The 24,257-nt window shown below is 66.7% G+C and carries 25 protein-coding genes; 13 read left to right on the top strand and 12 right to left on the bottom strand.

Annotated elements, in window-relative coordinates:
- A partial coding sequence (locus tag H276_RS0115560) for an aldehyde dehydrogenase family protein (protein ID WP_019972233.1) occupies positions 1-658 on the bottom strand: 658 nt, incomplete at its 3' end.
- A gap of 61 nt (positions 659-719) precedes the next feature.
- On the opposite strand from H276_RS0115560, the gene H276_RS0115555 reads away from it, so the two are divergent.
- The 5 genes from H276_RS0115555 to H276_RS0115535 all read left to right on the top strand — a co-directional run bounded on the left by H276_RS0115555 (position 720) and on the right by H276_RS0115535 (position 4,956).
- Positions 720-2,714 (top strand): prolyl oligopeptidase family protein, encoded by a 1,995-nt coding sequence (locus tag H276_RS0115555; protein ID WP_019972232.1) that lies wholly within the window; start codon positions 720-722, stop codon positions 2,712-2,714.
- Complete coding sequence (locus H276_RS25530) at positions 2,693-2,824, top strand: hypothetical protein (protein WP_019972231.1); 132 nt, start codon at positions 2,693-2,695, stop codon at positions 2,822-2,824. Before H276_RS0115555 ends, H276_RS25530 begins: the two co-directional genes overlap by 22 nt.
- Positions 2,825-2,855: 31 nt before the next feature.
- Positions 2,856-3,755 (top strand): crotonase/enoyl-CoA hydratase family protein, encoded by a 900-nt coding sequence (locus H276_RS0115545; protein ID WP_019972230.1) that lies wholly within the window; start codon positions 2,856-2,858, stop codon positions 3,753-3,755.
- Between the two features lie 66 nt (positions 3,756-3,821).
- Positions 3,822-4,547: an MgtC/SapB family protein gene (locus tag H276_RS0115540; RefSeq protein WP_019972229.1), complete on the top strand. Its 726-nt coding sequence runs from the start codon at positions 3,822-3,824 to the stop codon at positions 4,545-4,547.
- A 1-nt stretch (position 4,548) separates the two neighbouring features.
- Complete coding sequence (locus tag H276_RS0115535) at positions 4,549-4,956, top strand: DUF1622 domain-containing protein (protein ID WP_026357045.1); 408 nt, start codon at positions 4,549-4,551, stop codon at positions 4,954-4,956.
- 17 nt (positions 4,957-4,973) lie between these two features.
- Here the strand turns inward: H276_RS0115535 and H276_RS0115530 are convergent, their stop codons facing one another.
- The 5 genes from H276_RS0115530 to H276_RS0115510 all read right to left on the bottom strand — a co-directional run bounded on the left by H276_RS0115530 (position 4,974) and on the right by H276_RS0115510 (position 9,506).
- A complete protein-coding gene (locus H276_RS0115530) occupies positions 4,974-5,822 on the bottom strand; it encodes a hypothetical protein (RefSeq protein ID WP_019972227.1) in 849 nt (282 codons plus the stop codon).
- A gap of 42 nt (positions 5,823-5,864) precedes the next feature.
- Positions 5,865-6,734, bottom strand: coding sequence for a polyphosphate kinase 2 (gene ppk2, locus H276_RS0115525; protein WP_019972226.1), 870 nt, complete (start codon positions 6,732-6,734; stop codon positions 5,865-5,867).
- A 72-nt stretch (positions 6,735-6,806) separates the two neighbouring features.
- Entirely contained in the window at positions 6,807-8,336 is a 1,530-nt protein-coding gene (locus H276_RS0115520) for an aldehyde dehydrogenase family protein (protein ID WP_019972225.1), read from the bottom strand.
- Positions 8,337-8,433: 97 nt separating this feature from the next.
- Positions 8,434-8,991 (bottom strand): hypothetical protein, encoded by a 558-nt coding sequence (locus H276_RS0115515; RefSeq protein ID WP_019972224.1) that lies wholly within the window; start codon positions 8,989-8,991, stop codon positions 8,434-8,436.
- Positions 8,988-9,506 (bottom strand): mycothiol transferase, encoded by a 519-nt coding sequence (locus tag H276_RS0115510; RefSeq protein WP_019972223.1) that lies wholly within the window; start codon positions 9,504-9,506, stop codon positions 8,988-8,990. The genes H276_RS0115515 and H276_RS0115510 overlap by 4 nt, the downstream gene beginning before the upstream one ends.
- Before the next feature lie 96 nt (positions 9,507-9,602).
- Between H276_RS0115510 and H276_RS0115505 the strand changes: the two genes are divergently transcribed.
- Positions 9,603-9,980: a hypothetical protein gene (locus H276_RS0115505; protein ID WP_019972222.1), complete on the top strand. Its 378-nt coding sequence runs from the start codon at positions 9,603-9,605 to the stop codon at positions 9,978-9,980.
- Between the two features lie 196 nt (positions 9,981-10,176).
- Positions 10,177-11,628, top strand: a complete 1,452-nt coding sequence (locus H276_RS0115500) for a PE-PPE domain-containing protein (protein WP_026357044.1) — start codon at positions 10,177-10,179, stop codon at positions 11,626-11,628.
- 65 nt (positions 11,629-11,693) lie between these two features.
- Here the strand turns inward: H276_RS0115500 and groL are convergent, their stop codons facing one another.
- Complete coding sequence (gene groL / locus H276_RS0115495) at positions 11,694-13,319, bottom strand: chaperonin GroEL (protein ID WP_018603705.1); 1,626 nt, start codon at positions 13,317-13,319, stop codon at positions 11,694-11,696.
- Between the two features lie 284 nt (positions 13,320-13,603).
- Positions 13,604-14,419, bottom strand: a complete 816-nt coding sequence (locus H276_RS0115490) for a polysaccharide deacetylase family protein (RefSeq protein WP_019972220.1) — start codon at positions 14,417-14,419, stop codon at positions 13,604-13,606.
- A gap of 97 nt (positions 14,420-14,516) precedes the next feature.
- Here H276_RS0115490 and H276_RS0115485 point away from each other — a divergent pair, with 97 nt between their 5' ends.
- Together H276_RS0115485 and H276_RS0115480 are read left to right on the top strand one after the other, a co-directional pair.
- Positions 14,517-15,023, top strand: a complete 507-nt coding sequence (locus H276_RS0115485) for a cupin domain-containing protein (RefSeq protein WP_019972219.1) — start codon at positions 14,517-14,519, stop codon at positions 15,021-15,023.
- Positions 15,024-15,094: 71 nt separating this feature from the next.
- Complete coding sequence (locus tag H276_RS0115480; RefSeq protein WP_019972218.1) at positions 15,095-16,801, top strand: DEAD/DEAH box helicase; 1,707 nt, start codon at positions 15,095-15,097, stop codon at positions 16,799-16,801.
- A gap of 11 nt (positions 16,802-16,812) precedes the next feature.
- On the opposite strand, the gene H276_RS0115475 is transcribed toward H276_RS0115480, so the two are convergent.
- From H276_RS0115475 to H276_RS23095, 4 genes are read right to left on the bottom strand one after another with little or no spacing between them, the layout of a single operon-like run.
- Positions 16,813-17,628: an HAD-IIA family hydrolase gene (locus H276_RS0115475; RefSeq protein WP_019972217.1), complete on the bottom strand. Its 816-nt coding sequence runs from the start codon at positions 17,626-17,628 to the stop codon at positions 16,813-16,815.
- 25 nt (positions 17,629-17,653) lie between these two features.
- On the bottom strand, positions 17,654-19,072 hold the full coding sequence (locus H276_RS0115470) for a PH domain-containing protein (protein WP_051111464.1): 1,419 nt from the start codon (positions 19,070-19,072) through the stop codon (positions 17,654-17,656).
- A 50-nt stretch (positions 19,073-19,122) separates the two neighbouring features.
- The gene (locus tag H276_RS0115465) at positions 19,123-19,629 is read right to left on the bottom strand and encodes a PH domain-containing protein (protein ID WP_019972215.1); all 507 of its coding nucleotides are present in this window, start codon (positions 19,627-19,629) and stop codon (positions 19,123-19,125) included.
- A 25-nt stretch (positions 19,630-19,654) separates the two neighbouring features.
- Positions 19,655-19,996 (bottom strand): MerR family transcriptional regulator, encoded by a 342-nt coding sequence (locus H276_RS23095; RefSeq protein WP_019972214.1) that lies wholly within the window; start codon positions 19,994-19,996, stop codon positions 19,655-19,657.
- Positions 19,997-20,096: 100 nt separating this feature from the next.
- Between H276_RS23095 and H276_RS23090 the strand changes: the two genes are divergently transcribed.
- From H276_RS23090 to glp, 4 genes are all read left to right on the top strand, one after another.
- Positions 20,097-20,600 (top strand): hypothetical protein, encoded by a 504-nt coding sequence (locus H276_RS23090; protein ID WP_019972213.1) that lies wholly within the window; start codon positions 20,097-20,099, stop codon positions 20,598-20,600.
- A 44-nt stretch (positions 20,601-20,644) separates the two neighbouring features.
- On the top strand, positions 20,645-21,568 hold the full coding sequence (locus H276_RS0115450) for an SDR family NAD(P)-dependent oxidoreductase (RefSeq protein WP_019972212.1): 924 nt from the start codon (positions 20,645-20,647) through the stop codon (positions 21,566-21,568).
- A 97-nt stretch (positions 21,569-21,665) separates the two neighbouring features.
- Positions 21,666-23,030, top strand: coding sequence for a threonine/serine exporter ThrE family protein (locus H276_RS23085; protein WP_019972211.1), 1,365 nt, complete (start codon positions 21,666-21,668; stop codon positions 23,028-23,030).
- Between the two features lie 23 nt (positions 23,031-23,053).
- Positions 23,054-24,241, top strand: coding sequence for a gephyrin-like molybdotransferase Glp (gene glp / locus H276_RS0115440; protein WP_019972210.1), 1,188 nt, complete (start codon positions 23,054-23,056; stop codon positions 24,239-24,241).
- Positions 24,242-24,257: the final 16 nt, after the last annotated feature.

Raw genomic sequence — 24,257 nt, 5'->3', positions numbered from 1 at the left:
ACCCGTTGACGATGTTCACCACACCGGCGGGCAGCAGGTCGCCGATGAGCGAGAACAGGTAGAGGATCGACGCCGGGGTCTGTTCGGCGGGCTTGAGCACCACCGCATTACCCGCCGCCAAGGCGGGCGCCAGCTTCCAGGTCGCCATCAGGATCGGAAAATTCCACGGGATGATCTGCCCGACCACGCCCAGCGGCTCGTGGAAGTGGTAAGCGACGGTGTCCTCGTCGATCTGGCTCAGCGAGCCTTCCTGCGCCCGGATCGCCCCTGCGAAATACCGGAAATGATCCACCGCCAACGAGATATCCGCATTGAGCGTCTCCCGGATCGGCTTGCCGTTGTCCCACGACTCGGCCAGCGCGACCGATTCGAGGTTGGCCTCGATGCGGTCGGCGATCTTGTTGAGAACGTTGGCACGCTCGGCGGGTGAGGTCTTACCCCACGCCGGGGCGGCCGCATGCGCGGCGTCCAACGCCTTCTCGACATCAGCCTCGGTGGACCGCGGGATCTCACAAAACACCTGCCCGGTGACCGGCGACGAATTTTCGAAGTACCGGCCCTCGACGGGGGCCACCCATTCGCCACCGATGTAGTTGCCGTAGCGGGATTCGAAGGACATCAGGGCGTCGGCGGCCCCCGGGCGTGAAAACACGGTCATGATCGACTCCTCGTGAGCGGTGTAACACAGCTCACATTACGCGTGCGGGCACAATGTTGAGGTGGCAGACGATCCGTACCTGTGGCTCGAAAACATCACCAGCGAAGACGCCCTGGACTGGGTCCGCAAGCACAACGATGCGGCGGTTGCGGCACTGAGCGGTGACCGGTTCGAAGAGCTGCGCGACCAGGTGCTCGAGGTGCTCGACACCGACGCCCGCATTCCGTACGTGAGCCGCCGGGGCGAGTACCTCTACAACTTCTGGCGTGACGAGGCCAACCCGCGTGGCCTCTGGCGCCGCACCACGCTGGACAGTTACCGCACCGATGAGCCCGACTGGGAAGTCATCATCGATCTCGACGAGCTCGCCCGCTCTGAGGACGAGAACTGGGTGTGGGCCGGTCCTGAGGTCATCGAGCCCGAACACACGCTGGCGTTGATCAGCCTGTCCCGCGGCGGCGCTGACGCCACGGTGGTTCGTGAATTTGATATGCGCACAAAACAATTCGTCGCAGGCGGCTTCGAGCTGCCGGAGGCCAAGTCGTCGGTGTCCTGGGAGGACGAGAACACTCTGCTGGTGTGCACCGACTTTGGCGAAGGGTCGATGACCGAATCGGGTTATCCGCGGATCGCCAAGCGGTGGCGCCGCGGCGAGCCGCTGGAGAACGCCGAGACGGTGTTCGCCGCAGAGCCGACAGATGTCCGGGTCATCGCCAGCGTGGACCGGACACCCGGTTTCGAGCACACCCGCGTCGGCCGCTATACCGATTTCTACAACCGGCTCCGCTACGAGGTGCGCGACGGCGAGTCGATCCTCATCGACGTTCCGACGGACGCGACGACCTCGACTCACCGCGAGTGGATGCTGATCTCACTGCGCACCGACTGGCGGGTCGGCGACGTGACGTACCCGGCGGGCAGCTTGCTGGCCACCAACTTTGACGACTTTCTTTCCGGCACAGGCGAACTCGTCCCGGTATATGAGCCGGATGAGCACAGCTGCCTGTCCGAGGCCAACTGGACCAGGAATAAGCTGGTGCTGGTCACGCGGCGCGACGTCGCCAGCCACATCGAGATCGTCACACCCGGCACCTGGGACCGCGTGGATGCACCCGGCATCCCGGTGGGCGACGAGACCGTCGTGGTCGAGACGGACCCGCTCGGCGACGAGGTCTTCTACGACTCAAGTGGTTTCACCAGGCCATCGCGCCTGCTGCACGGGACCGCAGGCGGTGCACTGCACAAGCTCAAATCCGCACCGGCATTCTTCGACGCCGACGGTATCGACGTCGCACAGCATTTCGCCACCTCGGCCGACGGCACCGCGATCCCCTATTTCGTGGTCGGACAGCGGTCCACGCCGAGCCCCACGTATCTCTATGGCTACGGCGGATTCCAGAATTCGTTGACGCCGGGCTATTCGGGCGGTATCGGCCGGGCCTGGCTGGCTCGGAACGGCACCTACGTGGCGGCCAACATCCGCGGTGGTGGCGAGTACGGGCCGCGCTGGCACACCCGGGCGATGCGGGAGAACCGCCACCTCGTATACGAGGATTTCGCAGCCGTGGCAGCCGATTTGGTGCGACGCGGCATCACCACCGTCGAGCAGCTCGGCGCGGCCGGCGGCAGCAACGGTGGCCTGCTCATGGGCGTCATGCTGACGCGGTATCCGGAGTTGTTCGGAGCCCTGGTGTGCAGCGTGCCGTTGCTGGACATGAAGCGCTATCACCTGCTGCTGGCCGGGGCGTCCTGGGTGGCCGAATACGGCGACCCCGACAATCCGGACGATTGGGAGTTCATCTCGAAATATTCGCCTTACCAGAATATTTCGACTGATCGTCGGTATCCGCCGATCCTCATCACCACCTCGACGCGAGACGACCGGGTGCACCCGGGGCATGCCCGCAAGATGGCGGCGGCACTGGAGGCCGCGGGGCATGACGTGACCTATTACGAGAACATCGAGGGCGGGCACGGCGGCGCCGCGGACAACAAGCAGGCTGCGTTCAAGGCTGCGCTGACCTACGAGTTCCTGTGGCGGAAGCTCGGCGGCTGAGGTGGCCGGAGCCGACGCTGAAGTGGATGTACTGGGCAGGCCTGTTCGTCACGACGGCCGATGTGCTCATCGCGTTGGCCATCACCGAGTCGAGCACCAGAGACTCTTGACTTCCCGGCCCCAGCTGACTCGACTGCTGGAATGGCCCATGAGTTCGAAACCCTCCTGTACCGGACCGCTGCACCCGTCGCAACCATCACGCTGAACCGGCCCGAGCAGCTCAACACCATCGTCCCGCCCATGCCCGACGAGATCGAGCGCGCGATCGGCCTGGCCGAACGCGACCCGGAGATCAAGGTGATCGTGCTGCGCGGTGCGGGCCGGGCCTTCTCCGGCGGCTACGACTTCGGCGGCGGTTTCCAGCACTGGGGCGAGGCGATGAACACCGACGGCCGGTGGGATCCCGGCAAGGATTTCGCGATGGTCAGCAGCCACGAAACCGGGCCGACACAGAAATTCATGGCCATCTGGCGGGCGTCCAAGCCGGTGATCGCCCAGGTGCACGGCTGGTGTGTGGGTGGGGCGAGCGACTATGCGCTGTGCGCCGACATCGTGATCGCCAGCGACGACGCCGTCATCGGCACCCCCTACGCGCGGATGTGGGGTGCGTACCTGACCGGGATGTGGCTCTACCGGTTGAGTCTGGCGAAGGCGAAATGGTATTCGCTGACCGGTGAACCCTTGACGGGCAAGGAAGCCGCCGCCGTCGAACTCATCAACGAATCGGTACCGTTCGAGCAGTTGGAGGCCAGGGTCGCCGAAGTGGCCGCAAAGCTGGCCCGGATTCCGTTGTCGCAGTTACAAGCCCAGAAGCTCATCGTCAACCAGGCCTACGAGAACATGGGCTTGTCCTCCACTCAGACTCTCGGCGGCATCCTCGACGGGCTGATGCGCAACACCCCGGATGCCTTGCGGTTCATCGATACCGCCGCCGGCGACGGCGTGCGTGCGGCAATCGAACTGCGCGACGGGCCATGGGGCGATTACAGCCAGGCGCCGCCAGAGCGCCGACCTGACCCGTCGCACGTCATCGAGCCTTGACTCTGCGTGTCGACGCCCGCGCTCGGAGCACTGGCAGGGCACACTCCATGCATGTCGTCGTCATCCATGCCTGCTCTGGAGTTGCTGGGCCGGGTCGGGCTGGCGACGCTGCTGGGCATCATGATCGGGACGGAGCGCCAATGGCGGTCCCGGATGGCTGGGCTGCAGACCATGGCTCTGGTGAGCATGGGTTCGGCCTTGTTCTTGATCCTTGGTGCGTATGCGTTCGAAGACAGCGACCCCACCCGGGTGGCAGCGCAAATCGTCTCCGGTATCGGGTTCCTCGGTGCGGGTGTGATCATGAAGCAGGGCCTGTCGGTGACCGGGCTGAACACCGCGGCCACGCTGTGGGCAACGGCCGCCGTCGGCGCACTGGCCGGTGCGTGGCTATGGCGGGAAGCCATCGCCGCCGCGGCGATCATCGTCGTGGCGAACGGGCTGCTGCAGTCGGTCGGGCGTCGCATGGACCGCGTCAAGTCCGGCACCGGACGGGAAGTCTCCCCGGCCGAGTACATGATCGAGGTCGTATGCCGTGCTGACGCGGAAGCCGATACCCGGGCGCTGATTCTGCGGGCAGTCACCAGGCCCGAGCTGACGCTGAGGTCGCTGCTCTCGACGGTCAGTACGGCACCTGACGAGGTTGTCCTCCGTGCGGAACTGTCCGCTGACGTCCGAGATGACAAGGCACTCGAAGAAGCTGTCGCCAGTGTGAGCCTGCAGCCCGAGATTCGATCTGCGCGATGGTCTATCCGTGACGAGGCTGCGGCCGCCTGGCTCGGAAGGGACCGCTGAGATGCACGTAACGGAGTTCTTCGAACAGACGACGACAGCATTCGAAGTGCTGGGTGTCTTGTCGATGGTGCTGGGGTTCCTGTTCGCCTTCGTCCTGGCCGTACGCACCTGGCGGCGAAGCGGCAACGGCGGCCGGGCATTCAAGACGCTGCGAGATTCACTGGGCGGGGCAATTCTGCTCGGACTGGAACTGCTCGTTGCGGCGGACATCGTCAAAACCGTCACCGCCACACCGTCACTCACCGATGCCGCCGTGCTCGGCATGATCGTGCTCATCCGCACGGTGCTGAGCATCTCGATCGAGATCGAGGTCGACGGAGTCGCGCCGTGGCGCAAGGCGTTGACCACGGGACCGCAGGTGTTGGCCCGCACAGCCCGCGAATCCGGGCGGGTCGGTCCCACCGTCTGAGTCCGGGGGTATGCCGGTCAGTCCGGGCGGCGACGCAATCCACCCAGCATCGCCACGATCACCCCGAACACCACCAGTGCGCCGCCGGCCGCCAGAGTCAGGTTGAGCCACTGATGCAGGCCGGCGACGGCGTGGTTGACCATCGCGTCGGCAGCCTGCCGGATGTCACCGCTGGTGTGGTTGAGGGCGTCGTTGAGGTAGCGTCGCGCCACCTCCAGCCCCGCCCACCCGGCCGCGCCGACAAGCAACGCCGACACGCCCAGCGCGGCAAGGGTTTTACCTCGAGAGCGGGCAGCGGCCAGGGTCAGCAAGGCGAACACCCCGGCCAGTACCGCCGCGCCCGCGCTGACCCAGGGACCCCACACCGCCAGGGGTCGCAGCTTGCCGGGTTGCAACGCGTCGGGAGCCGACGTTGCGATCGGTACGGTGAGTGTCTGCGGCACCGTGACGTTGAATTGCGAAAGAGTCTGCTGGAACGACGAATCCGACAGCATGGGGGCCAGGTCGACGACCCAGGAGCCGTTCTCGTCGCGGGACAGCCGGTTGGTGAACATCCAGGTGTGGGCGATCTCGTTGGCCTTGGCGAACTGACCGGGAAACACCGCGCTCGCGGTGTAAGCGTTGGCCACGCCACGCACGAGTGCGGCGTTCACCGCTGATCCGCTCCGGGAGGCCAACGTGCGCACCTGGGTGGCGAGCTCACCGGCCACCGCCTGCTGCAGCTGCGGATCCTTCGCCGCCCCCGCCGCGAAGGCCGCGTAGCCCTCCTGGTCGACGATGTTCTTCTGAGCCCACACCGTAGGCACCGCTACGGCGAGCAACACCGTCGTCAGCACCCACAGCAGCAGCGCCATCACGAACCGCACGCCGTCCTCCTCAACTTGGGACGGCCCAGAAGCGGATCTGGGTCAATCCGAAAGCGCGCGTCCCACGATCAGCGGATCGGCCTGGCCGACCACCTCATGGTCCTTGTTGTCGTAGTCGAACTTACCGAGCACGTGGCGCATCGCGTTGATGCGGGCACGCTTCTTGTCGTTGCTCTTGACGACGGTCCACGGCGCGATCTCGGTGTCCGTCCAAGCGAACATGTCCTCTTTGGCCGCGGTGTAATCGTCCCACTTGTCCAGCGACGCGAGGTCGGTCGGCGAGAGCTTCCACTGTCGCACGGGATCCACCTGGCGGATGGTGAAGCGGGTACGCTGCTCGTTCTGGGTGACCGAGAACCACAGCTTGGTCAGGCTGATACCGTCGTTGACAAGCATCTGCTCGAACAGCGGTGCCTGCCGGATGAATTCGGCGTGCTGCTTGGCCGTGCAGTAGTCCATCACCCGCTCGACACCGGCCCGGTTGTACCAGGACCGGTCGAAGAGCACGACCTCACCGGCGGCCGGCAGGTGATTGACGTAGCGCTGGAAATACCACTGGGTGCGTTCCTTCTCGGTCGGCTTCTCCAGCGCCACGACCCGGGCACCGCGCGGGTTGAGGTGCTCCATGAACCGCTTGATGGTGCCGCCCTTGCCCGCGGCGTCCCGGCCCTCGAACACGATGACGTGCCGAAGCCCGTTGCCCTGGCTCCACTTCTGCAGCTTGAGCAACTCGATCTGCAGCAGCCGCTTCTGCTCCTCGTAGTCGGCCCGCTTCATCCGCTCGTCGTACGGGTAGCCCTCGCGCCACGTGTCGACCACCTCGCCGCTGGGCAGAAGCAGCAACTCGGGGTCGTCGTCATCGTCGTCGCGGACGGCATAGCCTTCAACGGCAGAGGTATCCAGAGTGGTCACCTGCTGAAAGTAGCCAGCTCGTCGTACAGACAGGTGACGGCGGGATGAACGCCAGGTGGCGTCCTGTTCGGATTACTTGGCGACTCGTCGCGGGCGCGCGAGTGCCAGCCAGGTCATCAGTTTGTTCATCCGGGTCAGCGCCTTGTGCGAGTTGTTGTAATAGTTGCCGCCCGTGCCCATTCTCGTGCGGGGCACCACGACGGTCTCCTGTTTGCAGAACTTGCGCACGCCATCGACACCGCCGAACCGGGCACCGATGCCGGAGGTCTTCCAGCCGCCCATCGGGGCCGTGGTGCACATCAGGTTGGAGATCACGTCGTTGACGTTGACTGCACCGCAATCCAATTGCAGGGCAATCGCTTTCGCTCTTTCGACATCCTGGGAGAACACCGCGGCGCTCAGCCCGTACTGGCTGTCGTTGGCCAGCCGCACGGCCTCCTCGACGGAGCGCACCTTCATGATCGGCAGCGTGGGGCCGAAGGTCTCCTCGGTCATGCACGACATCGAGTGGTCGACGTCGATCAGCACCGTCGGCGGGTAGAAGCTACCTTCCCCATCCCGCCGTTTGCCGCCGGTGAGTGCCTTGGCACCTGCCGCGACAGCCTGGCTGACGTGTCGATCCGTGATCGCAACCTGGCTGTCGTCGATCTGCGAGCCGAAGTCGTAGCCCTCGCCGGAACCCATCTTGAGTTTCTCCACCGCGCGCACGACAGCGGCGACAAATTGATCGTGAACAGGTTCGAGGACGTAAACCCGCTCGACGGACACACAGGTCTGGCCGGCGTTGAACATCGCGCCCCACACTGCGGCGTTGGCCGCGAGTTGGATGTCGGCGTCCTCCAGCACGATCATCGGGTCCTTGCCGCCGAGTTCGAGGCTGACCGGCGTCAGCCGACGGGCGGCGCGTTCCATCACCTTGGCGCCGGTGGCACTGGAACCGGTGAACTGGATGTAGTCGGAGTTGTCGATGACTGCCTCGGACACCTCACGGGCACCCTGGGCGAGGGCCAGCACCTCGGGGGCGCCGGAATCCAGCCAGCCACGCAGCAGCACCTCGGCCGTCAGCGGGGTGCGCTCAGACGGCTTGAGCAGCACAGCGCATCCGGCGGCCAGGGCACCGATGGCGTCCATCATCGCGTTGGCGACGGGGTAGTTCCACGGCGCGATGATGCCGACCACCGGGCGGGGCCGGTAGTAGACGGCGATCTTCTTGATCGACAAGAACGGCAAGGGCGCCGGACGAGTGTCAGGGGCCATGGCCTTCTCCACCGTCTTGATGTAGTACGACAGGATCATGACCAGCAGCAGCACCTCTTGAGCCGCGTCGACCGCCGACTTGCCGGTCTCGGCGATCAGCAGCTTCTCGATCTCGTCGCGGTGCTTCCCCAGCCACACGGCGTAGCGAGCCAGCACCTTGGCACGCCCCTTGGCGCCGCGAGCCTCCCACTCACGCTGCGCCTCACGCAGGCCGGCGGCGATCCGGGGCACGTCGACCGCATCGGTCCAGCGCACCCGGCCGGCGACGGCGCCGGTCGCAGGGCTGTGGATGGTGCCGAATCCCGTGAACGGAGCCGGCCGATCGACATGAGGCGTCGCGGTCATGGGGCAATGTTAACCACATTTGTGACCCACGCCGCAGCGGGGTTGACACCTGTCAAGTGCGGGTCCGGCTCATCGAACCGGTACCCGGTCCGCGCTCTCAGCTAACTGCTGACTCGGTCTGCCGATCACGCCGGGCCACCAAGGCCACCAGGCACACCACCGACGTCGACAACAGCATCGCGCCGACGGTGTCGGTGAAGTAGTGGTATGTGATGGCCTGGCCGAACATCGCCAGCAACCCCAAGGAGACCGCGACGACCACCGCCCATGCCGCGACACCTGCCGCAACCACCAGCAGGCCGAACACCACCACCGCGAATGTGGTGTGGCCGCTCGGATAGCACAACGCGCCGCCCTTCTCGCGGCCGAACATCCGCTTACACACCTGCACGACAATGACGGCCAGCGGCGGGCTGAGCAGCATCGCGACCGCCAGCCGCCACTGTCTTCGGCGCAACGTCACCGCGATCAGGCCCACCAGGACCAGCGCCACCGCAGGCGGATACGTGAACAGCAGGAACACCTCGCGGTACCGGCCCATGTCCCAGCCCAGCCGCTGGAACCAGGTGTCGATCCCGGTCGGCCCATGGCCAATGGCCCAGCCCAGCAACAGCATCACCGCCAGCCCGATCGGCGGCCACCACCGCGCAATCACCCGATCATGCCGCGCAGATACGCGGCCTGACCCAGGTGCTGTGCGCAGTCGTCGATGATGCTGACCAACCGCACGCTCGCAGTCACCGGCGGATTCCAGCGGGTATCGACGATTCGACTCAGTTCGCCGGGCGTGACGGTGGCGATGTACTCCAGCGTCACCTTGTGCACGGCCCGGTAGTAGCCGGCCAGCAGGTGCGCGGGGGCGCGCACCTTCGCGACGTCGGCCGCGCTGTGGCCGTAGCCCATGTCGTCGCGCGGCAAGTCGAGACCGAAACGGTCCACCCATCCGTCGCGGAACCACACCTGTTCGAAACCCGCGATGTCGCACAGCTGCAAATCCTGGCCGCGGGCACTGTGCCAGATCAGCCAGGCGATGGTGTTCGCCTGCGGCGTCGGGCGATAGGTTGCGGCTTCGTCGCTGAGCCCATCGGTGAGATCGTCGACGTGCTCGATCAGCCGGGAGAAGGCATCACGCAACAGTTCGCGGACGGCATCGGATTCGGCAGAGGTCATGACAGCGACGCTACCCGGCGCGCCCTCTTAGCTCCCAAGCCGACGATCGTCGTACGTTGGTCAGATGAGCTACGACGGGATACCGGTGGCCGCGTCATGACGGTGAAGGTGGATCTCGATCAACTGGCCGAGGCGATGACCGACTTCACGTTCGCCTATCTGATCACCGTCGGCGAGGACTTCCGGGCACATACCGTGGCCGTCGACCCGGTGCTGACCGAGGGCGTCATCCATGCCGGCGCTGCCGGCCGCCACACCCGCGCCAATCTGGCCGAACACGCGGCGGTCACGGTGATCTGGCCGCCCCGCGAGCCCGGTGGTTACTCCCTGATCGTCGACGGCACCGGTGAACTGAGCGGCGACGACGTGCGCGTCGTTCCCAACCGCGCGGTGCTGCACCGCAAAGCAGAACCGGAAGCACCCTCGGCCACCAGCGGCTGCCTGCACGACTGCGTGCCGATCGAAAAAAGCTGAGTCGATCCGGCTCTGGGAGATCTGCGCCCCGAGTTAGCCACATCTCGTGGCACCCCATCTAGTTGACCACGGAAATACCTCCCGCTACGAGTTTGCTCAAATCGCACCGCAGCGGAGCGAGTCGGCCGTTACTGTCTCATCACCAACGCGTCATGACTTTGCCCTCGGCGCGGCTGGCATATGCAGGAGGGTCTGTATGTCTGGTCGTCATGCGCGTAACGAGCGGTCAGCTCGTCGGTCTGCCGCGGGTACTGCGGCGGTTGCCGCCAGCTGTGTGCTCATCACCCCGGTCGCGCTGAACAGCCCGACCATTGCCGCGACTTTGGCGAACTATGTGATCGGGGTGGGCGGCAACGACGACCCGTCCAGCGCCAACATCAAGAACAAGCTCGGCGGGCAGTACCGCGACGCGAACGGCATCGAGTATTTGGCATCGATCTGGCCGGTCAGCGGACTTACCGCACCGACCTTTGCGCAGTCGGTGAATGACGGTAACGGCACACTCGGCGCGGCGATCTCGAATTCGGGCTCACCCAACACTGCTGACGATCACGTTGTCGTCGTCGGTTATTCCCTCGGCGCCGTCGTGGCCAACAAGCAGCGCCGGGAGCTCGAGACGGATCCCGACGATGCGCCGGCGAACCTCGAGTTCGTCCTCATCGCCAACGCCAACAAGCCCAACGGGGGCATCTTCGCCCGATTCCCTTGGCTCTACGTGCCGTTGGCGGACATTCAGTCCACCGGCGCGGTGGGCCCAGATCAGTTCACGACCACCGACATCACCCGGGAGTACGACCCCTACGGGGACTTCCCGGCGTACTTCAACCCGTTGTCACTCGCGAATGCCGCGGCGGCGGTGGTGTACGTACATCCTGACGCCAACTACGACAACATCGACATGAGCCAGTATTCCGACGACAACGCCGTGAGCAGTGAGACGAACGGCGACACAACGACTTACCACTACTCGGACGGCACCACCAAGACCGTCGTCAACCAGGACGGCGAGGCCACCACCACCTACTACGTGATCCACACCGATCACCTGCCGCTGCTGATGCCCCTACGCCAAGCCGCTGACGCGCTGGGCCTGCCGCAAGGTGGCATCGACGCCGTCGAGCCCGTCGTGCGGACGGTCGTCGACATGGGTTACGACCGCACCACCAGCCCCGCCACTGCGACACAGTTCAGTTTCATCACGCCGCCGCAAAAGTTCGTCGAGGCCGCCCAGGCCCTGCCGGGCGCAGCCCAGCAGGGCGTCAACAACTTCCAGGATCCGCCGCCGGCGGTGCAAACCGGGATCGCCACCGAACCGACCCAGGTCCGAGCACCCGCGAATACTGCTGCCGCACAGATCAATTCAACGCCTTCGGAGAAGCCGGCGCGGCTGATCCCGCTGACACTGCCCTCGCTGACGAAACCCGCCGCGGCCGCACCCGAGACCCCAGCTGCCACCGACGTCAAGACCGGCGTTCGAACCGACCTCAAGAAGACCCTGAAGCCACCGAAACTGTCTGCCCCACAACGGTCTTCGGACTTGCCAAAGATGCCGTCACTGCGAGATGCCGCCAAATCACTCACCCACCCCGGCACTTCCAAGACCGCCAAGCCCAATACCGATACCAGCAAGGACAAGGACGCCGCGTAGCGCTGCAGAATCGAAAAAGCCCGGCTCCCAAAAGGAGCCGGGCTTTCCCGTAAAAAGAGCAGGACTTAGAAGTCCATACCGCCCATGCCACCGGTCGGGTCGCCGGCGGGAGCCGCGGCCTTCTCCGGCTTGTCGGCGACGACGGCCTCGGTGGTGAGGAACAGCGCCGCGATGGACGCCGCGTTCTGCAGCGCCGAGCGGGTGACCTTGACCGGGTCGGCAACGCCGGCCTTGAGCAGGTCCTCGTACTCACCGGTGGCGGCGTTGAGCCCCACACCCGGCTTGGCGTTGGTGACCTTCTCGGCGACAACGCCGGGCTCGAGCCCACCGTTGAAGGCGATCTGCTTCAGCGGAGCCGACAGCGCGACGCGCACGATGTTCGCGCCGGTTGCCTCGTCACCGGTGAGCTTCAGCTCCTCCAGCGCGGGAGCCGACTGCAGCAGGGCCACGCCGCCACCGGCGACGATGCCCTCCTCGACGGCGGCCTTCGCGTTGCGGACGGCGTCCTCGATGCGGTGCTTGCGCTCCTTGAGCTCCACCTCGGTGGCGGCGCCGGCCTTGATGACTGCAACACCGCCGGCCAGCTTGGCCAGGCGCTCCTGCAGCTTCTCGCGGTCGTAGTCGGAGTCGCTGTTCTCGATCTCGGCACGGATCTGGGCCACGCGACCGGCGATGGCATCGCTGTCGCCAGCGCCCTCGACGATGGTGGTCTCGTCCTTGGTCACGACGACCTTGCGGGCCTGGCCCAGCAGCGCGACATCGGCGGTCTCCAGCGAGAGGCCGACCTCTTCGCTGATGACCTGGCCACCGGTGAGGATGGCGATGTCCTGCAGCATGGCCTTGCGGCGGTCACCGAAGCCCGGGGCCTTGACGGCGACGGACTTGAAGGTGCCACGGATCTTGTTGACCACCAGGGTCGACAGGGCTTCGCCCTCGACGTCCTCGGCGATGATCAGCAGCGGCTTGCCGGACTGGATGACCTTCTCCAGCAGCGGCAGCAGGTCCTTGACGGTCGACACCTTGGAGCTGACCAGCAGGATGTAGGGATCCTCCAGGACGGCTTCCTGACGCTCGGCGTCGGTCACGAAGTAACCCGAGATGTAGCCCTTGTCGAAGCGCATACCCTCGGTGAGCTCCAGCTGCAGGCCGAAGGTGTTGGACTCCTCGACGGTGATGACACCCTCGTTGCCGACCTTGTCCATGGCCTCGGCGATCAGGTCGCCGATGGACTGGTCGCCGGCCGAGATACCGGCGGTGGCAGCGATCTGCTCCTTGGTCTCGACCTCCTTGGCCGACTTCAGCAGCGTCTCGGTGACCTTCTCGACGGCCTTCTCGATGCCGCGCTTCAGGCCGAGCGGGTTGGCGCCGGCAGCGACGTTGCGCAGACCTTCGCGAACCAGGGCCTGGGCCAGGACGGTGGCGGTGGTGGTGCCGTCGCCAGCGACGTCGTCGGTCTTCTTGGCGACCTCTTTGACCAGCTCAGCGCCGATCTTCTCGTACGGGTCCTCCAGCTCGATCTCCTTGGCGATGGAAACCCCATCGTTGGTGATCGTGGGGGCGCCCCACTTCTTCTCCAGGACGACGTTGCGACCCTTGGGGCCCAGCGTCACCTTTACCGCGTCGGCGAGGGCGTTCAGACCCCGCTCGAGGCCGCGACGGGCCTCTTCGTCATACGCAATTGTCTTGGCCATTGCGAAGTGATTCCTCCGGTTAGGGGATCGCACGTTCTGTAGTCGGGTTCAGTGCCCGCGACGGACGACTGGGGTGTGCTCCCGCAGGTGCGGCCCCGGCCTCACCGTCCCGACCTAGCACTCACTAATCGAGAGTGCCAACTGCATTCTTAGCACTCGTCCAGGGAGAGTGCAAGGTTGTTTGACCCCTCAGCCCCACAGCGGGCCTTCGCTCGTGGCGAAACCGACCTAACCAGACCGATACTGCACGACCTGCGCCGCGTAATCGTCGAGCCGCCAAAGCGTCACAACGGCGTGACGAACTGCCAGCCGGCGGCCTGCATCTGCGGGATCGCGTCGGCGATGCCGATGTGGGTGCCCGAGTTCGGGTGGTTCATGTGCGCGATCACGATGGACCCCGGCGTCGCCGACGTCAGATTGCTACGGACCCTCGCAGCCGATGCCGTCGCGCCGGCGTCGCCGTTGACCGAGAAACCGAGTGGCTGCTCGCCGAGCTGGTGAACGATGTCGACGGCCACGTCGTCGTAGTACGCGGTGCCGGGCCGGAACCAGACGGGCGCTCTGCCGGTCAGCGCGGTGAGCCGCTGATGGTTTCGCCACACCTCGTCGACGATCTCGTCGACCGATCGGGTGCCGGCGATGCCGTAGGCCGACCGACCGGTGACCGACAGCGGAACATGCCGGGTGCCGTGGTTGCCGATCTGGAACAGCGGATTGGCCGCCAGTTGCGCAGCCCGGCCTGCGTTGCGGTCGATCCACCGGTAGTTGAAGAACAGCACCGCCGGCACGCCGTGGTCCTGCAGGGTGTTGAGCAACGCGTCATCACATGCGCCATCACAGGCGTCCAAGGTGAGGGCGACCTGCCGACCGGTTGGCGTGAACGACGTCGTGATGCCGGGCAGCGCGGTCCCCCACAGCCTCGGGACCCGACCTCGGTTGAGACCCGCGACGCTGCCGGGGTCAGGTGGCACCGGATTGGCCCGAGCGCGCGGCGCACCGGCGCCGGCCAATGAACCGAGGGCGGCCAATGAACCGAGGGCGGCCAGTGAGCCGACGGCGGTTGCCGCGGTGGCGGCGAGGAATCCTCGCCTGGTGATCACAGTCCGGATGGTAAGTGCGCAGATTTGAGGCCCACATGCCGGAAAACTGTGGATTGGCTGCGAGGTGTCGAACTCTGCCGCGGCTAGGCTGGTCGATGTGTCGCTCTGGAATCCGAGGGACGTACCGCCCTATCCCCCCGCCCGCTACACCAAGGACGAACCCGAGGTCAGCGCCTGGATACGGCGCGCCGACGAACCCCCCGACTACGACTCGTTCGGCCTGGTCAAATACCACTACCTGGCCAACCAAAAACAGACCAGCGACGATTACGGCCTGTACCGGGTCGACATCAGCCCCAAGGGCGGCGGCCCCGGCCCTCACTTCCACCGCACCATGTCCGAATCCTTCTTCGTGCTGTCGGGCACAGTGCGGCTCTACGACGGCACCGACTGGACAGACGGCGATCAGGGCGATTTCCTCTATGTCCCGCCGGGCGGGATCCATGGGTTCCGCAACGAGTCCGACGCGCCCACGTCGTTGCTGATGCTGTTCGCTCCCGGCGCCCCGCGGGAGGTCTACTTCGAGGGGTTCGCCCAGTTGGCGGATATGACCGACGACGAGCGCACCGAGTGGTTCGTCAAGAACGACAATTTCTTCGTCTGACGCGGCTCCTGCGGATATGCGCCGACGTAACGCACTGACCTAGACTGCTTTCCGACTGAGAGGAGCCTCGGGTGCGGGCTGATGCGGCGCCCAGCACCCAGGCACTTCGGGGCTGGCAGCGCAAGGCGCTGGTGCGTTATCTGACCAGCAAACCTCGTGACTATCTGCTGGTCGCCACTCCTGGCGCAGGCAAGACGACGTTTGCGCTGCGGATCGCCGCCGAGCTGCTGGGCGACCGCACGGTCGACGCGATCACCGTGGTGGTGCCCACCGAACACCTCAAGATCCAGTGGGCGCAGTCGGCGGCGCGCAACGGCATCGCGCTCGACCCGAGGTTCAGCAACTCAGACTCGCAGACCTCGTCCGAGTACCACGGCGTCGTCGTCACCTACGCCCAGGTGGCCAGCCACCCGACCCGGCACCGGGTGCGCACCGAGAACCGCAGGACGCTGGTCATCTTCGACGAGATCCATCACGGCGGTGACTCGAAAAGCTGGGGCGACGCGATGCGCGAGGCCTTCGATGACGCCACGCGGCGGCTGTCCCTGACCGGTACCCCGTTCCGCAGCGACGACAGCCCCATCCCGTTCGTCACCTACGAGCCCGACGAGAGTGGTTTCCAACGCTCCCAGGCCGACCATGTGTACGGCTATTCCGACGCGCTGGCCGACGGTGTGGTGCGGCCCGTGGTGTTCCTGGCCTACTCCGGCGAGGCCCGCTGGCGCGACAGCGCCGGCGAGGAACACGCGGCCCGCCTCGGCGAACCGCTGACCGCCGAGCAGACCGCGCGGGCCTGGCGCACGGCGCTGAACCCGGCCGGCGAATGGATGCCCGCCGTCATCGCCGCGGCCGACAAGCGGTTGCAGCAGAAGCGTCAGCACGTGCCCGATGCCGGCGGCATGATCATCGCCACCAACCAGACCACGGCCCGCGCCTACGCCGATCTGCTCACCAAGATCACCGGCGAAGCTCCGACCGTGGTGCTCTCCGACGACCCCGGCGCGTCGGACCGCATCAGCCAGTTCTCGGAAAGCACCAGCCGCTGGCTGGTCGCGGTGCGCATGGTGTCCGAAGGTGTCGACGTACCGCGACTGTCGGTCGGTGTGTACGCGACGAGCGCGTCGACGCCGCTGTTCTTCGCCCAAGCCATCGGCCGGTTCGTGCGATCACGCCGCACGGGCGAGACCGCGAGCATCTTCCTGCCATCGGTGCCCAACCTGCTGCTGCTGGCCAGCGAGATGGAAGCCCAGCGCAATCACGTGCTGGGCAAGCCACACCGCGAGTCCGACGGCCTGGATGACGAGGCACTGGAAGCCGCAGAGAAACGCAAGGACGAGAAGGACGAGCTGGAGAACGGCTTCGAGTCCCTCGGCGCGGACGCCGAGCTGGATCAGGTCATCTTCGACGGGTCCTCCTTCGGCACGGCGACGCCCGCCGGCAGTGACGAAGAGGCCGACTATCTCGGCATCCCCGGCCTGCTCGATGCCGAGCAGATGCGAGATCTGTTGCGCCGCAGGCAGGATGAGCAGCTCACCAAGCGCACGGCCGAAGCAGTGGCAGCGGGCGGTCCGCCGCCGTCACGCACCACGCATGGCCAGTTACGGGATCTACGTCGGGAACTGAACGCCCTGGTGACCATCGCGCACCACCGCACCGGCAAGCCGCACGGCTGGATCCACAACGAGCTGCGCCGCATCTGCGGTGGGCCACCCGTGGCCGCGGCGACCACGCAGCAGCTCAAGGAGCGTATCGAGGCGGTCCGCACCCTCAAGGCCTGACGTGCGTGCTCCTACAGCCCGAGCAGCTCCGGCAGGCCGGCCACCGAGTCGATGACATGGTTGGGCTGCATCGCGAATTCGTCTGCAGCCCAACGGTCCAAAGTGTTCTGGCGGAACTTGCCGGTCCGTACCAGCACCCCGGTCATGCCAACCACCTGCGCGGCCAGTACGTCGTTGTTGAGGTCGTCGCCGATCATGCACATCTCTTCGGGATCGAGACCGAGCCGGTTGGCCGCGGCGAGAAACCCTTCCGGCGCGGGCTTGCCCACCGCGGTCGCCTTGCGGCCGGAGGTCTCTTCCATGCCGATCAGGTACATGCCGGTGTCCACCCGCAGTCCGTCGGCCGTGTTCCACGACGTACTGCGGTGCATGGCGACGACGGGAACACCCTGGGCCATCCAGTCGTAGACCCAGCTCAGCGTCAGGTGGCTAAACTCCGGCCCGGCACCGCCGAGCAACACCACGTCGGGTGTCTCGGGGGCCCGCGGCCCGGTGAATTCACTCGAATACACCAGGTCGACACCGGGCATGTCCTCGTCGATCTGTCCGTTGTTGACCAGGAAACATCGGGCATCGGGATACCGGTCACGCACGTAGTCGGCGGTGAGGACCGCGGCGGTGATCACCTCGTCGGCGTCGACCTTCATGCCCGCGCCGGTCAGCAACTCGGCGATCTGCGCGCGGGTACGGGTGGTGGTATTCGTCAGATAGGACCGGGCGATCTGATGCTCGCTGAGCACCTGCAGTGTTTCGGCAGCTCCGGCAATCGGCTGCCACGACGTGACGAGCACGCCGTCGATGTCGAAAAGCACGCCACCGATCGCCATGCAGCGACAATAAACGCTCGGCGGTTCAGCGCGAGCCGGAACCCGCCGCGTTCTCGGCCCAGGCACTGCCGGCCAACCACGGTGTGGCCGAGGCCGCGAGCGCCCAGGCCTGCGCGGCAGGGATGTCGATCACCTGGTACCGCTTGCGTCCCGCCGCGGTCGCCGCGATGAGCGTCGCCACCCCGGCCCGGCGTTGCAGCAGAGTCTGCCGCACGGTCCAGCCGATGATGCCCGCCGTGTCCAGGCAGTCGCGACGGCGTTCGAGGCTGCCGGAACGGGCCACCAGCCAGCCCGCGTCCACGCGATGCCCCAGCGACCGTGCCCGGTCGGCGGCCAGCGCCACAGCACCCACTGTGACCACGCCCCACAGGATCCACGCCCAGGCCGGCACCGCGACGAAGGGCAGCACCGCGGCGGCCAGGACCGGCAGTACCAGCGCCCTGGTCCACCGCCGGCGCACCGCCGCCGGACCGTGGGCCCGCAGCGGCCCGGTCACCGCGTCGGGCTGCTCGATGAGGTCGGCCAACACGCCGCGCGCTGTGTCGGCGGGGCAGGGCGGCAGCAGCAGCGACGCCTGGCCCTCCTCGCCGACGCCGGTCATCACCGCATCCAGCCGGGCCCCGCCGAACATCCGGACCAGCAGGGGCTCCCGCAGCGTGCCGCCCCGCAGCCTCCGCATGTCATAGGTGTGTTCGCGCACCCGCAGTAGCCCGTGCCGCAGATGCAGCACGTCGGCGTCGCGGCGCAGCACCAGGTTCGCGTAGGCGACCAGGGACTGCAACACCGACAGCAGCACCGAGAGTGTGAGGAGCACCAGCACCAGGATGACCGCGCTGACGGCCACTCCCAGCCGCTGCGCAACGCCCAGACCGAACCGCGCCAGCTGTGAATTATCCAGTGCGGCAATGACTCCCGCCTGGTAGAGGATACCGACGGCGGTGACGATCATGGCCAGGCCGGTCCAGCTCAGCGGGCTGTACCGCAGCCACGACGGCTGCCAGCTGGCCAGCTCCTGACCCGGCGGGGCGTCGTCGGTCATGGGCACGGCATCGGTGAGCAGGATCGCCCGCAACCGGGGCACCTCGGCGGCTTCTACAGCATCGAGGGCAAACTTGGTGTCGCCCTTGGCTTCCTGTCCGGTACTGATCTGTAACACGGTCAGCCTCAGCAACCGGTGCAGCAGCCGGGCGTCGGTCGATACCGAGCGAATCCGGTTGCGCGGCACCGACAGTGTCTTGCGCTGCAGCACTCCGGTGCGCAGTTGCACCTCGCCGGGTTCGATCCGGTAGGTGGTGGTGAACCAGCGGGCCACGCCGAACGCCACCGTCACGGTCACCGCCGCGACCGTCCAGAACGAGTTTCCGGTAGCCGAACCGAGCACCACCGATCCCACCAGCAGCGGAATCTGTTGGAGCACCTCGTGAACCGGGTGCACCAGCAGCATGCGCGGGCTCAGGCGGCTCCATTGCGACTGGATCGCCGACGGGTGTTCAGTCACGTGGCGTCCTGTTCGCCGATCGCGGCCACGTCGGTCAGCCGGGCGACGATGCGGTCGGCGACATCGGCGTCGAGCGCCACAATCCGCACCGCTCCAGCCGACGACGCCGTCGTCACCGTCACGTTGGCCAGGCCGAACAGTCGGTCCAGCGGCCCACGATGGGTGTCGACGGTCTGCACCCGGGAGATCGGCGCGATGCGACGTTCCTGCACCAGCCAACCCGACCGGGTATAGACCGCCGGGGTAGCGGAATCGACCTGCACATCCCAGCGGTGCACGCGGAACCGCCACAGTGGCACGACCACCACGAAAAGCACGATCGCCGCCACGCTGCACGCGGCCACCGCGCCGTGCAGCCACATCATCCGGCGGTCCACCAGCAGCCAGATCAACTGGGCCGGCACCAGCACCATCCACGGGATGGCCGCGCCCAGGGCCCATACCAGCGGCGCCTTGCGGCTCGGCGGGTGTGCCGGATCGATCAGCGCTACAGAGCGGTCCATGAGTCGAGCATGCCCGACTCGGTGCTCAGGCAGGACCAGAAGATTGTTCAGCCGACATTGCCCGTAGGTACGGGCAGTCTTCGGCCGGATTCTCGTCCGGGCACGTCAACAGGTGCTCAAGGTGGGCCTTGGCTTTCGTCAGCCGATCCTGCTGGCGCTCGATCACCACAAGGCGGTCGAGCACGGCTTGACGCCAGTCGTGGCTACCCGCGGTGAGGACCGTCGTGATCCCGTCGAGGCTCATCAGGCCGGTTTCCCGCCACATCTGGATCAACCCGATCCGGTGTAGTTCCTCGGGCCCGTACCGACGCCAGTTCGAACGGCGCTGGGCGGGGCGCAACAGTCCCCGCGCTTCCCAGTACCGCAACGCCGATTCGGCCAGCCCGAACCGACGTCGCGTCTTCCTGTCCGTCGGACGGCACCGCGCGTGGCCCCGTAACTACCGTGGTCGCAGCATCCACGAATGGATGTACGTGTTCTCGCTGTATGACGACTTCGTCACGGCAGGAAGCGATTCCGACGCCACGAAGTTGCCCGGCCTGCCCGTGAGCGGTGTCAAAGACGGCGGGGCCGAACTCAACCTCGGCACCCTCGCCGAGAACGGCGTCGACATCGCCGAAGAATTCGCCCTCTCGTTCCGAGCGGTGATCGACAAGATCGACGCCGGCCTACGCGACCGCGGCTTCGACACCCAACTCGACCTTGCGCGCCACGGCATCTCAACCATCCTGTGGTGCACCGGGTTCGCGCCGGACTACCGGATCCTGCCCAGCCATGTGCTCGATGAGAACGGCGTCCCGCTGCAGCAAGGCGGAATTCTCGGCGTGATCCCCGGCCTGTACTACGCGGGCCTACCCGACGGGAACTCTCTGGCTCGGGCGGGCATCGCAGCAGTCGCCGACAACGGCCGGTTCATCGCACGCCACATCCACATCGACACGCGCTGCGGTCCGGCTCGCGGGTATCCGTGATCGAGGCAGTGTAGGGGCCCGCGCGCACCCGTAGAGTTTTACTCATGAGCGCCACCGCGAAGTGGACCGAGGCCGACGTCGGCGACCAGTCGGGCCGAATTGCCATCGTCACCGGCTCCAACACCGGCCTGGGTTATGAAACCGCGCGCGTGCTGGCCGGCAAGGGCGCGCACGTGGTGATCGCGGTGCGCAACCTGGACAAGGGCCGCGAAGCCGTCGACCGTATCACCGCGTCAACTCCCAAAGCCGACCTCAAGGTGCAGCAGCTGGACGTGGGCTCGCTGGACTCGGTGCGCACTGCCGCCGACGAACTGCGGGCCGCATATCCGCGTATCGATCTGTTGATCAACAACGCCGGCGTGATGTACCCCCCGAAGCAGACCACCGTCGACGGCTTCGAGCTGCAGTTCGGCACCAACCATCTGGGCGCGTTCGCTCTGACGGGGCTGCTGCTGGACCATCTGCTGCCGGTCGACGGCTCGCGCGTCGTCGCGGTCGCCAGCATCGCCCACCGCATTCAGGCCGCTATCCACTTCGATGACCTGCAGTGGGAACACAGCTACAACCGGGTGGCCGCCTACGGGCAGTCCAAGCTGTCGAATCTGCTGTTCACCTACGAACTGCAGCGGCGGCTCGCCGCGAAGAACGAGCCCACCATCGCCGTGGCCGCCCACCCGGGGATCTCCGACACCGAACTCACGCGGCACATTCCCGGCGCCGGGCTACCGGGTGTCAGCCAACTCACGGCTCTGGTCACCAACAGTGCACTCAAGGGAGCCCTGGCCACACTGCGGGCGGCGACCGATCCGGCGGTGCGCGGCGGCCAGTACTACGGCCCGGACGGATTCCGCGAGCTGCGCGGCTACCCGAAGCTCGTCCAGTCCAGCAAGCAGTCGCACGATGTCGACCTGCAGCGCCGGTTGTGGACGGTGTCGGAGGAGCTGACCGGCGTGAGCTACCCGGTGTAGCTGCGGCGGGCGACCCATATGTACCGAAAAGGAGCGCTTGCCGTTGACCGGTGATCCTGCGGGCCAGCCTCAGCGGCGGGCTCGTCAACGCAGAATCTTGAGCCGGATCGTCCGGGAGACCGAGGCACCGACCGACAGCTTCCCCCTGATCAAACCCGACCGGAAAGCACCCGACGACTTCTACGATGCGCGCGTCGGCGCGGTGCTCGACCTCGCGGGCACCCTCGGATCCGTCCTGATGGCGTCGGGGACCCCGGCGGTTGCCACTGGGCACCAAGTCATCAAAGTCGTGTCCGCGTACGGGATCGAGCACTGCGAAGTCGATGTCATCAACACGGCGATACACATCGCGGTGTACCGCGGGCCCGCGCTGCCGCCGGCCAGCTCGATGCACATCGTCCACTCCAGGTCCATGGACTTCAGTCGGCTGGCAGCCCTCGGCCGGCTGATCCGGCGCATCACCGCGCAGAAGTTGAGCCCAGCAGATGCGCACGCCGAGCTGGACGCCATCATCACCGCCCCACATCCCTACAAGCGCTGGGTCGCGACCTTCGCGTGGGGCGCACTGGCATTCGCGACCGCGGGAACCTTGGGTGGCAGCCTGCTGGTCTGTCTGGTCAGTGCGTTGAGCACCATGCTGATCGACCGCGTCAACCGCCGCCTGAACAAGCAGGGGCTCCCGTTCTTCTTCCAGTACGCGATCGGCGGGGTGATCGCGACCGCGCCACCGCTGGCGATCTTCTGGCTGTGCCTCAAGAAAGGCGTGCCGTTTGAACCGACTGTGGCCATCGCGGCCGGCTTGGTGGTGATCCTCGCGGGCCTGTCGCTGGTGGGTTCGGTCGGCGACGTCATCGCCGGTGCTCCCGTCACCGCCGCGGGTCGCTTCTTCGAGTTGCTCATGCTGACCGCCGCGACGATCGCCGGGGTGGCCTTGGTGTTGCACCTCGCCAACCGCTTCGGGGCGCCGGCCATCGACATCGGCGCGACCGCACCGCCCGCGCTGGCCGAAATACCCGTGCGGGTGGCATTCGGCGCGGCCAGTGCGGCAGCGTTCGCCCTGGCCTGCTACGCCGAACGCAAGGCAGCGGTGGCCGCGGCGTTCGGTGGCGCCACCGCCATCGTCGGTTATCTGCTCGGGCTGAGCATCGGATTGGGTCCCGTGACATCGTCGTTCATCGCCGCAGTTCCGGTCGGCCTGGTCGGGCAACTGATGGAGCGCCGCCACCTCGCCCCGCCGCTGCTCGTATCGATTTCGGGTATCACTCCGCTGCTGCCGGGCCTGTCCCTGCTCCACGGCATCTACGCGATTCTGAACGAGCAGAGTTACGTGGGGTTCTCCTCGGTCCTGGGCGCATTGGCGATCAGCACTGCGCTCGCGGCGGGTGTCTCTCTCGGAGAATGGAGTTCGCTGAAGGTCCGTCGACGACGATTCCATCACCACCAGGCTCGGGCGCGGCCGTAGGCGACGAAAGTATCGTGTTAGCCGTGCGCAGCGTCGAAGAACATCAGAGCATCATCGCCGGCCTGTTCAAAACCCGTGCGCCGCAACAACTACCGCTCGCGGACACGCTGGGCCTGGTATTGGCCGCCGATGTCGTCGCGCCGTTGTCACTGCCCGGCTTCGACAACTCCGCCATGGACGGCTACGCCGTCGTCGCCACCGACCTGGTCGATGCCACCGCCGAGCACCCGGTGCGACTGCCGGTCGACGAGGACATCCCGGCCGGTCGCACCGATCCGCTGACGCTCAAACCCGGTACCGCCCACCGGATCATGACCGGCGCACCGGTGCCGTCCGGCGCCACCGCGGTGGTCCCGGTGGAGGCCACCGACGGCGCCACCGACACTGTGACCGTCCGGGCCTCGGCGCGGCCCGGGCAGCACATCCGCATCGCCGGTGAGGACGTCATGGCAGGCGCCACAGTCCTGCGGAACGGGCAGGTGGTCACCCCCGCGGTACTCGGTCTAGCCGCCGCACTGGGGCTACCCGACCTGCTCGTGGTTCCGCGGCAGCGGGTCCTGGTGATGTCGACCGGCACCGAGCTGGTGGCGCCCGGTATCCCGCTGCTGCCCGGCCAGATCTACGAATCGAACGCGGTGATGCTGGCTGCGGCGGTCCGCGACGCCGGCGCCGAGGTGACCGTCGCGCCCATGTCCGTCGACGACGTCGAAACTTTCCGCGCCACCCTGACCGCGCATGCCGCCGAGGTCGATCTGATCATCACCACCGGCGGAGTCAGCGCCGGAGCTTACGAGGTGGTCAAAGATGCTCTGTCCGAACAGGTCGAGTTCGTGAAGGTGGCCATGCAGCCCGGCATGCCGCAGGGCTCGGGCACGATCGACGGCACCCCTGTCGTCACGTTGCCCGGCAACCCGGTGAGCGCCCTGGTGTCCTTCGAGGTGTTCATCCGCGGCCCGCTGCGCGCGGCGATGGGCCATCCCCGGCCGGACCGCCCGCGACGCGCCGCGTTCCTCAGCGAGGATCTGACCTCGCCGCGCGGAAAACGGCAGTTCCGCCGCGGCGTGCTGACCGGCGACACCGTCACCGGCTACGGGCCTGCAGGGTCACACCACCTGCGTTGGCTGGCCTCGGCGAACTGTCTGCTGCAGATCGACGAGGACGTCACCGAACTGGCCGCCGGAGCACCGGTTCCGGTCTGGGACCTCAGATAACCCGGCGCACGTAGAA

Origin of the sequence: Mycobacterium sp. 141 (assembly GCF_000382405.1) — a bacterium.
Classification (GTDB): domain Bacteria; phylum Actinomycetota; class Actinomycetes; order Mycobacteriales; family Mycobacteriaceae; genus Mycobacterium.
Note: the sequence above shows the minus strand (reverse complement) of the source record. Positions and strands in the feature narration are given on the sequence as shown.

What these genes read in the sequence shown, in the direction of transcription:
- H276_RS0115545 (WP_019972230.1), top strand. Translation starts at nt 2,856, where the DNA reads ATGGCCCATGAGTTCGAAACCCTCCTGTACCGGACCGCTGCACCCGTC.
- H276_RS0115540 (WP_019972229.1), top strand. Translation starts at nt 3,822, where the DNA reads ATGCCTGCTCTGGAGTTGCTGGGCCGGGTCGGGCTGGCGACGCTGCTG.
- H276_RS0115535 (WP_026357045.1), top strand. Translation starts at nt 4,549, where the DNA reads ATGCACGTAACGGAGTTCTTCGAACAGACGACGACAGCATTCGAAGTG.
- H276_RS0115520 (WP_019972225.1), bottom strand. Translation starts at nt 8,336, where the DNA reads ATGACCGCGACGCCTCATGTCGATCGGCCGGCTCCGTTCACGGGATTC.
- H276_RS0115510 (WP_019972223.1), bottom strand. Translation starts at nt 9,506, where the DNA reads ATGACCTCTGCCGAATCCGATGCCGTCCGCGAACTGTTGCGTGATGCC.
- H276_RS0115505 (WP_019972222.1), top strand. Translation starts at nt 9,603, where the DNA reads ATGACGGTGAAGGTGGATCTCGATCAACTGGCCGAGGCGATGACCGAC.
- H276_RS0115500 (WP_026357044.1), top strand. Translation starts at nt 10,177, where the DNA reads ATGTCTGGTCGTCATGCGCGTAACGAGCGGTCAGCTCGTCGGTCTGCC.
- groL (WP_018603705.1), bottom strand. Translation starts at nt 13,319, where the DNA reads ATGGCCAAGACAATTGCGTATGACGAAGAGGCCCGTCGCGGCCTCGAG.
- H276_RS0115475 (WP_019972217.1), bottom strand. Translation starts at nt 17,628, where the DNA reads ATGGCGATCGGTGGCGTGCTTTTCGACATCGACGGCGTGCTCGTCACG.
- H276_RS0115470 (WP_051111464.1), bottom strand. Translation starts at nt 19,072, where the DNA reads ATGCTGCTGGTGCACCCGGTTCACGAGGTGCTCCAACAGATTCCGCTG.
- H276_RS0115465 (WP_019972215.1), bottom strand. Translation starts at nt 19,629, where the DNA reads ATGGACCGCTCTGTAGCGCTGATCGATCCGGCACACCCGCCGAGCCGC.
- H276_RS23090 (WP_019972213.1), top strand. Translation starts at nt 20,097, where the DNA reads ATGTACGTGTTCTCGCTGTATGACGACTTCGTCACGGCAGGAAGCGAT.
- H276_RS0115450 (WP_019972212.1), top strand. Translation starts at nt 20,645, where the DNA reads ATGAGCGCCACCGCGAAGTGGACCGAGGCCGACGTCGGCGACCAGTCG.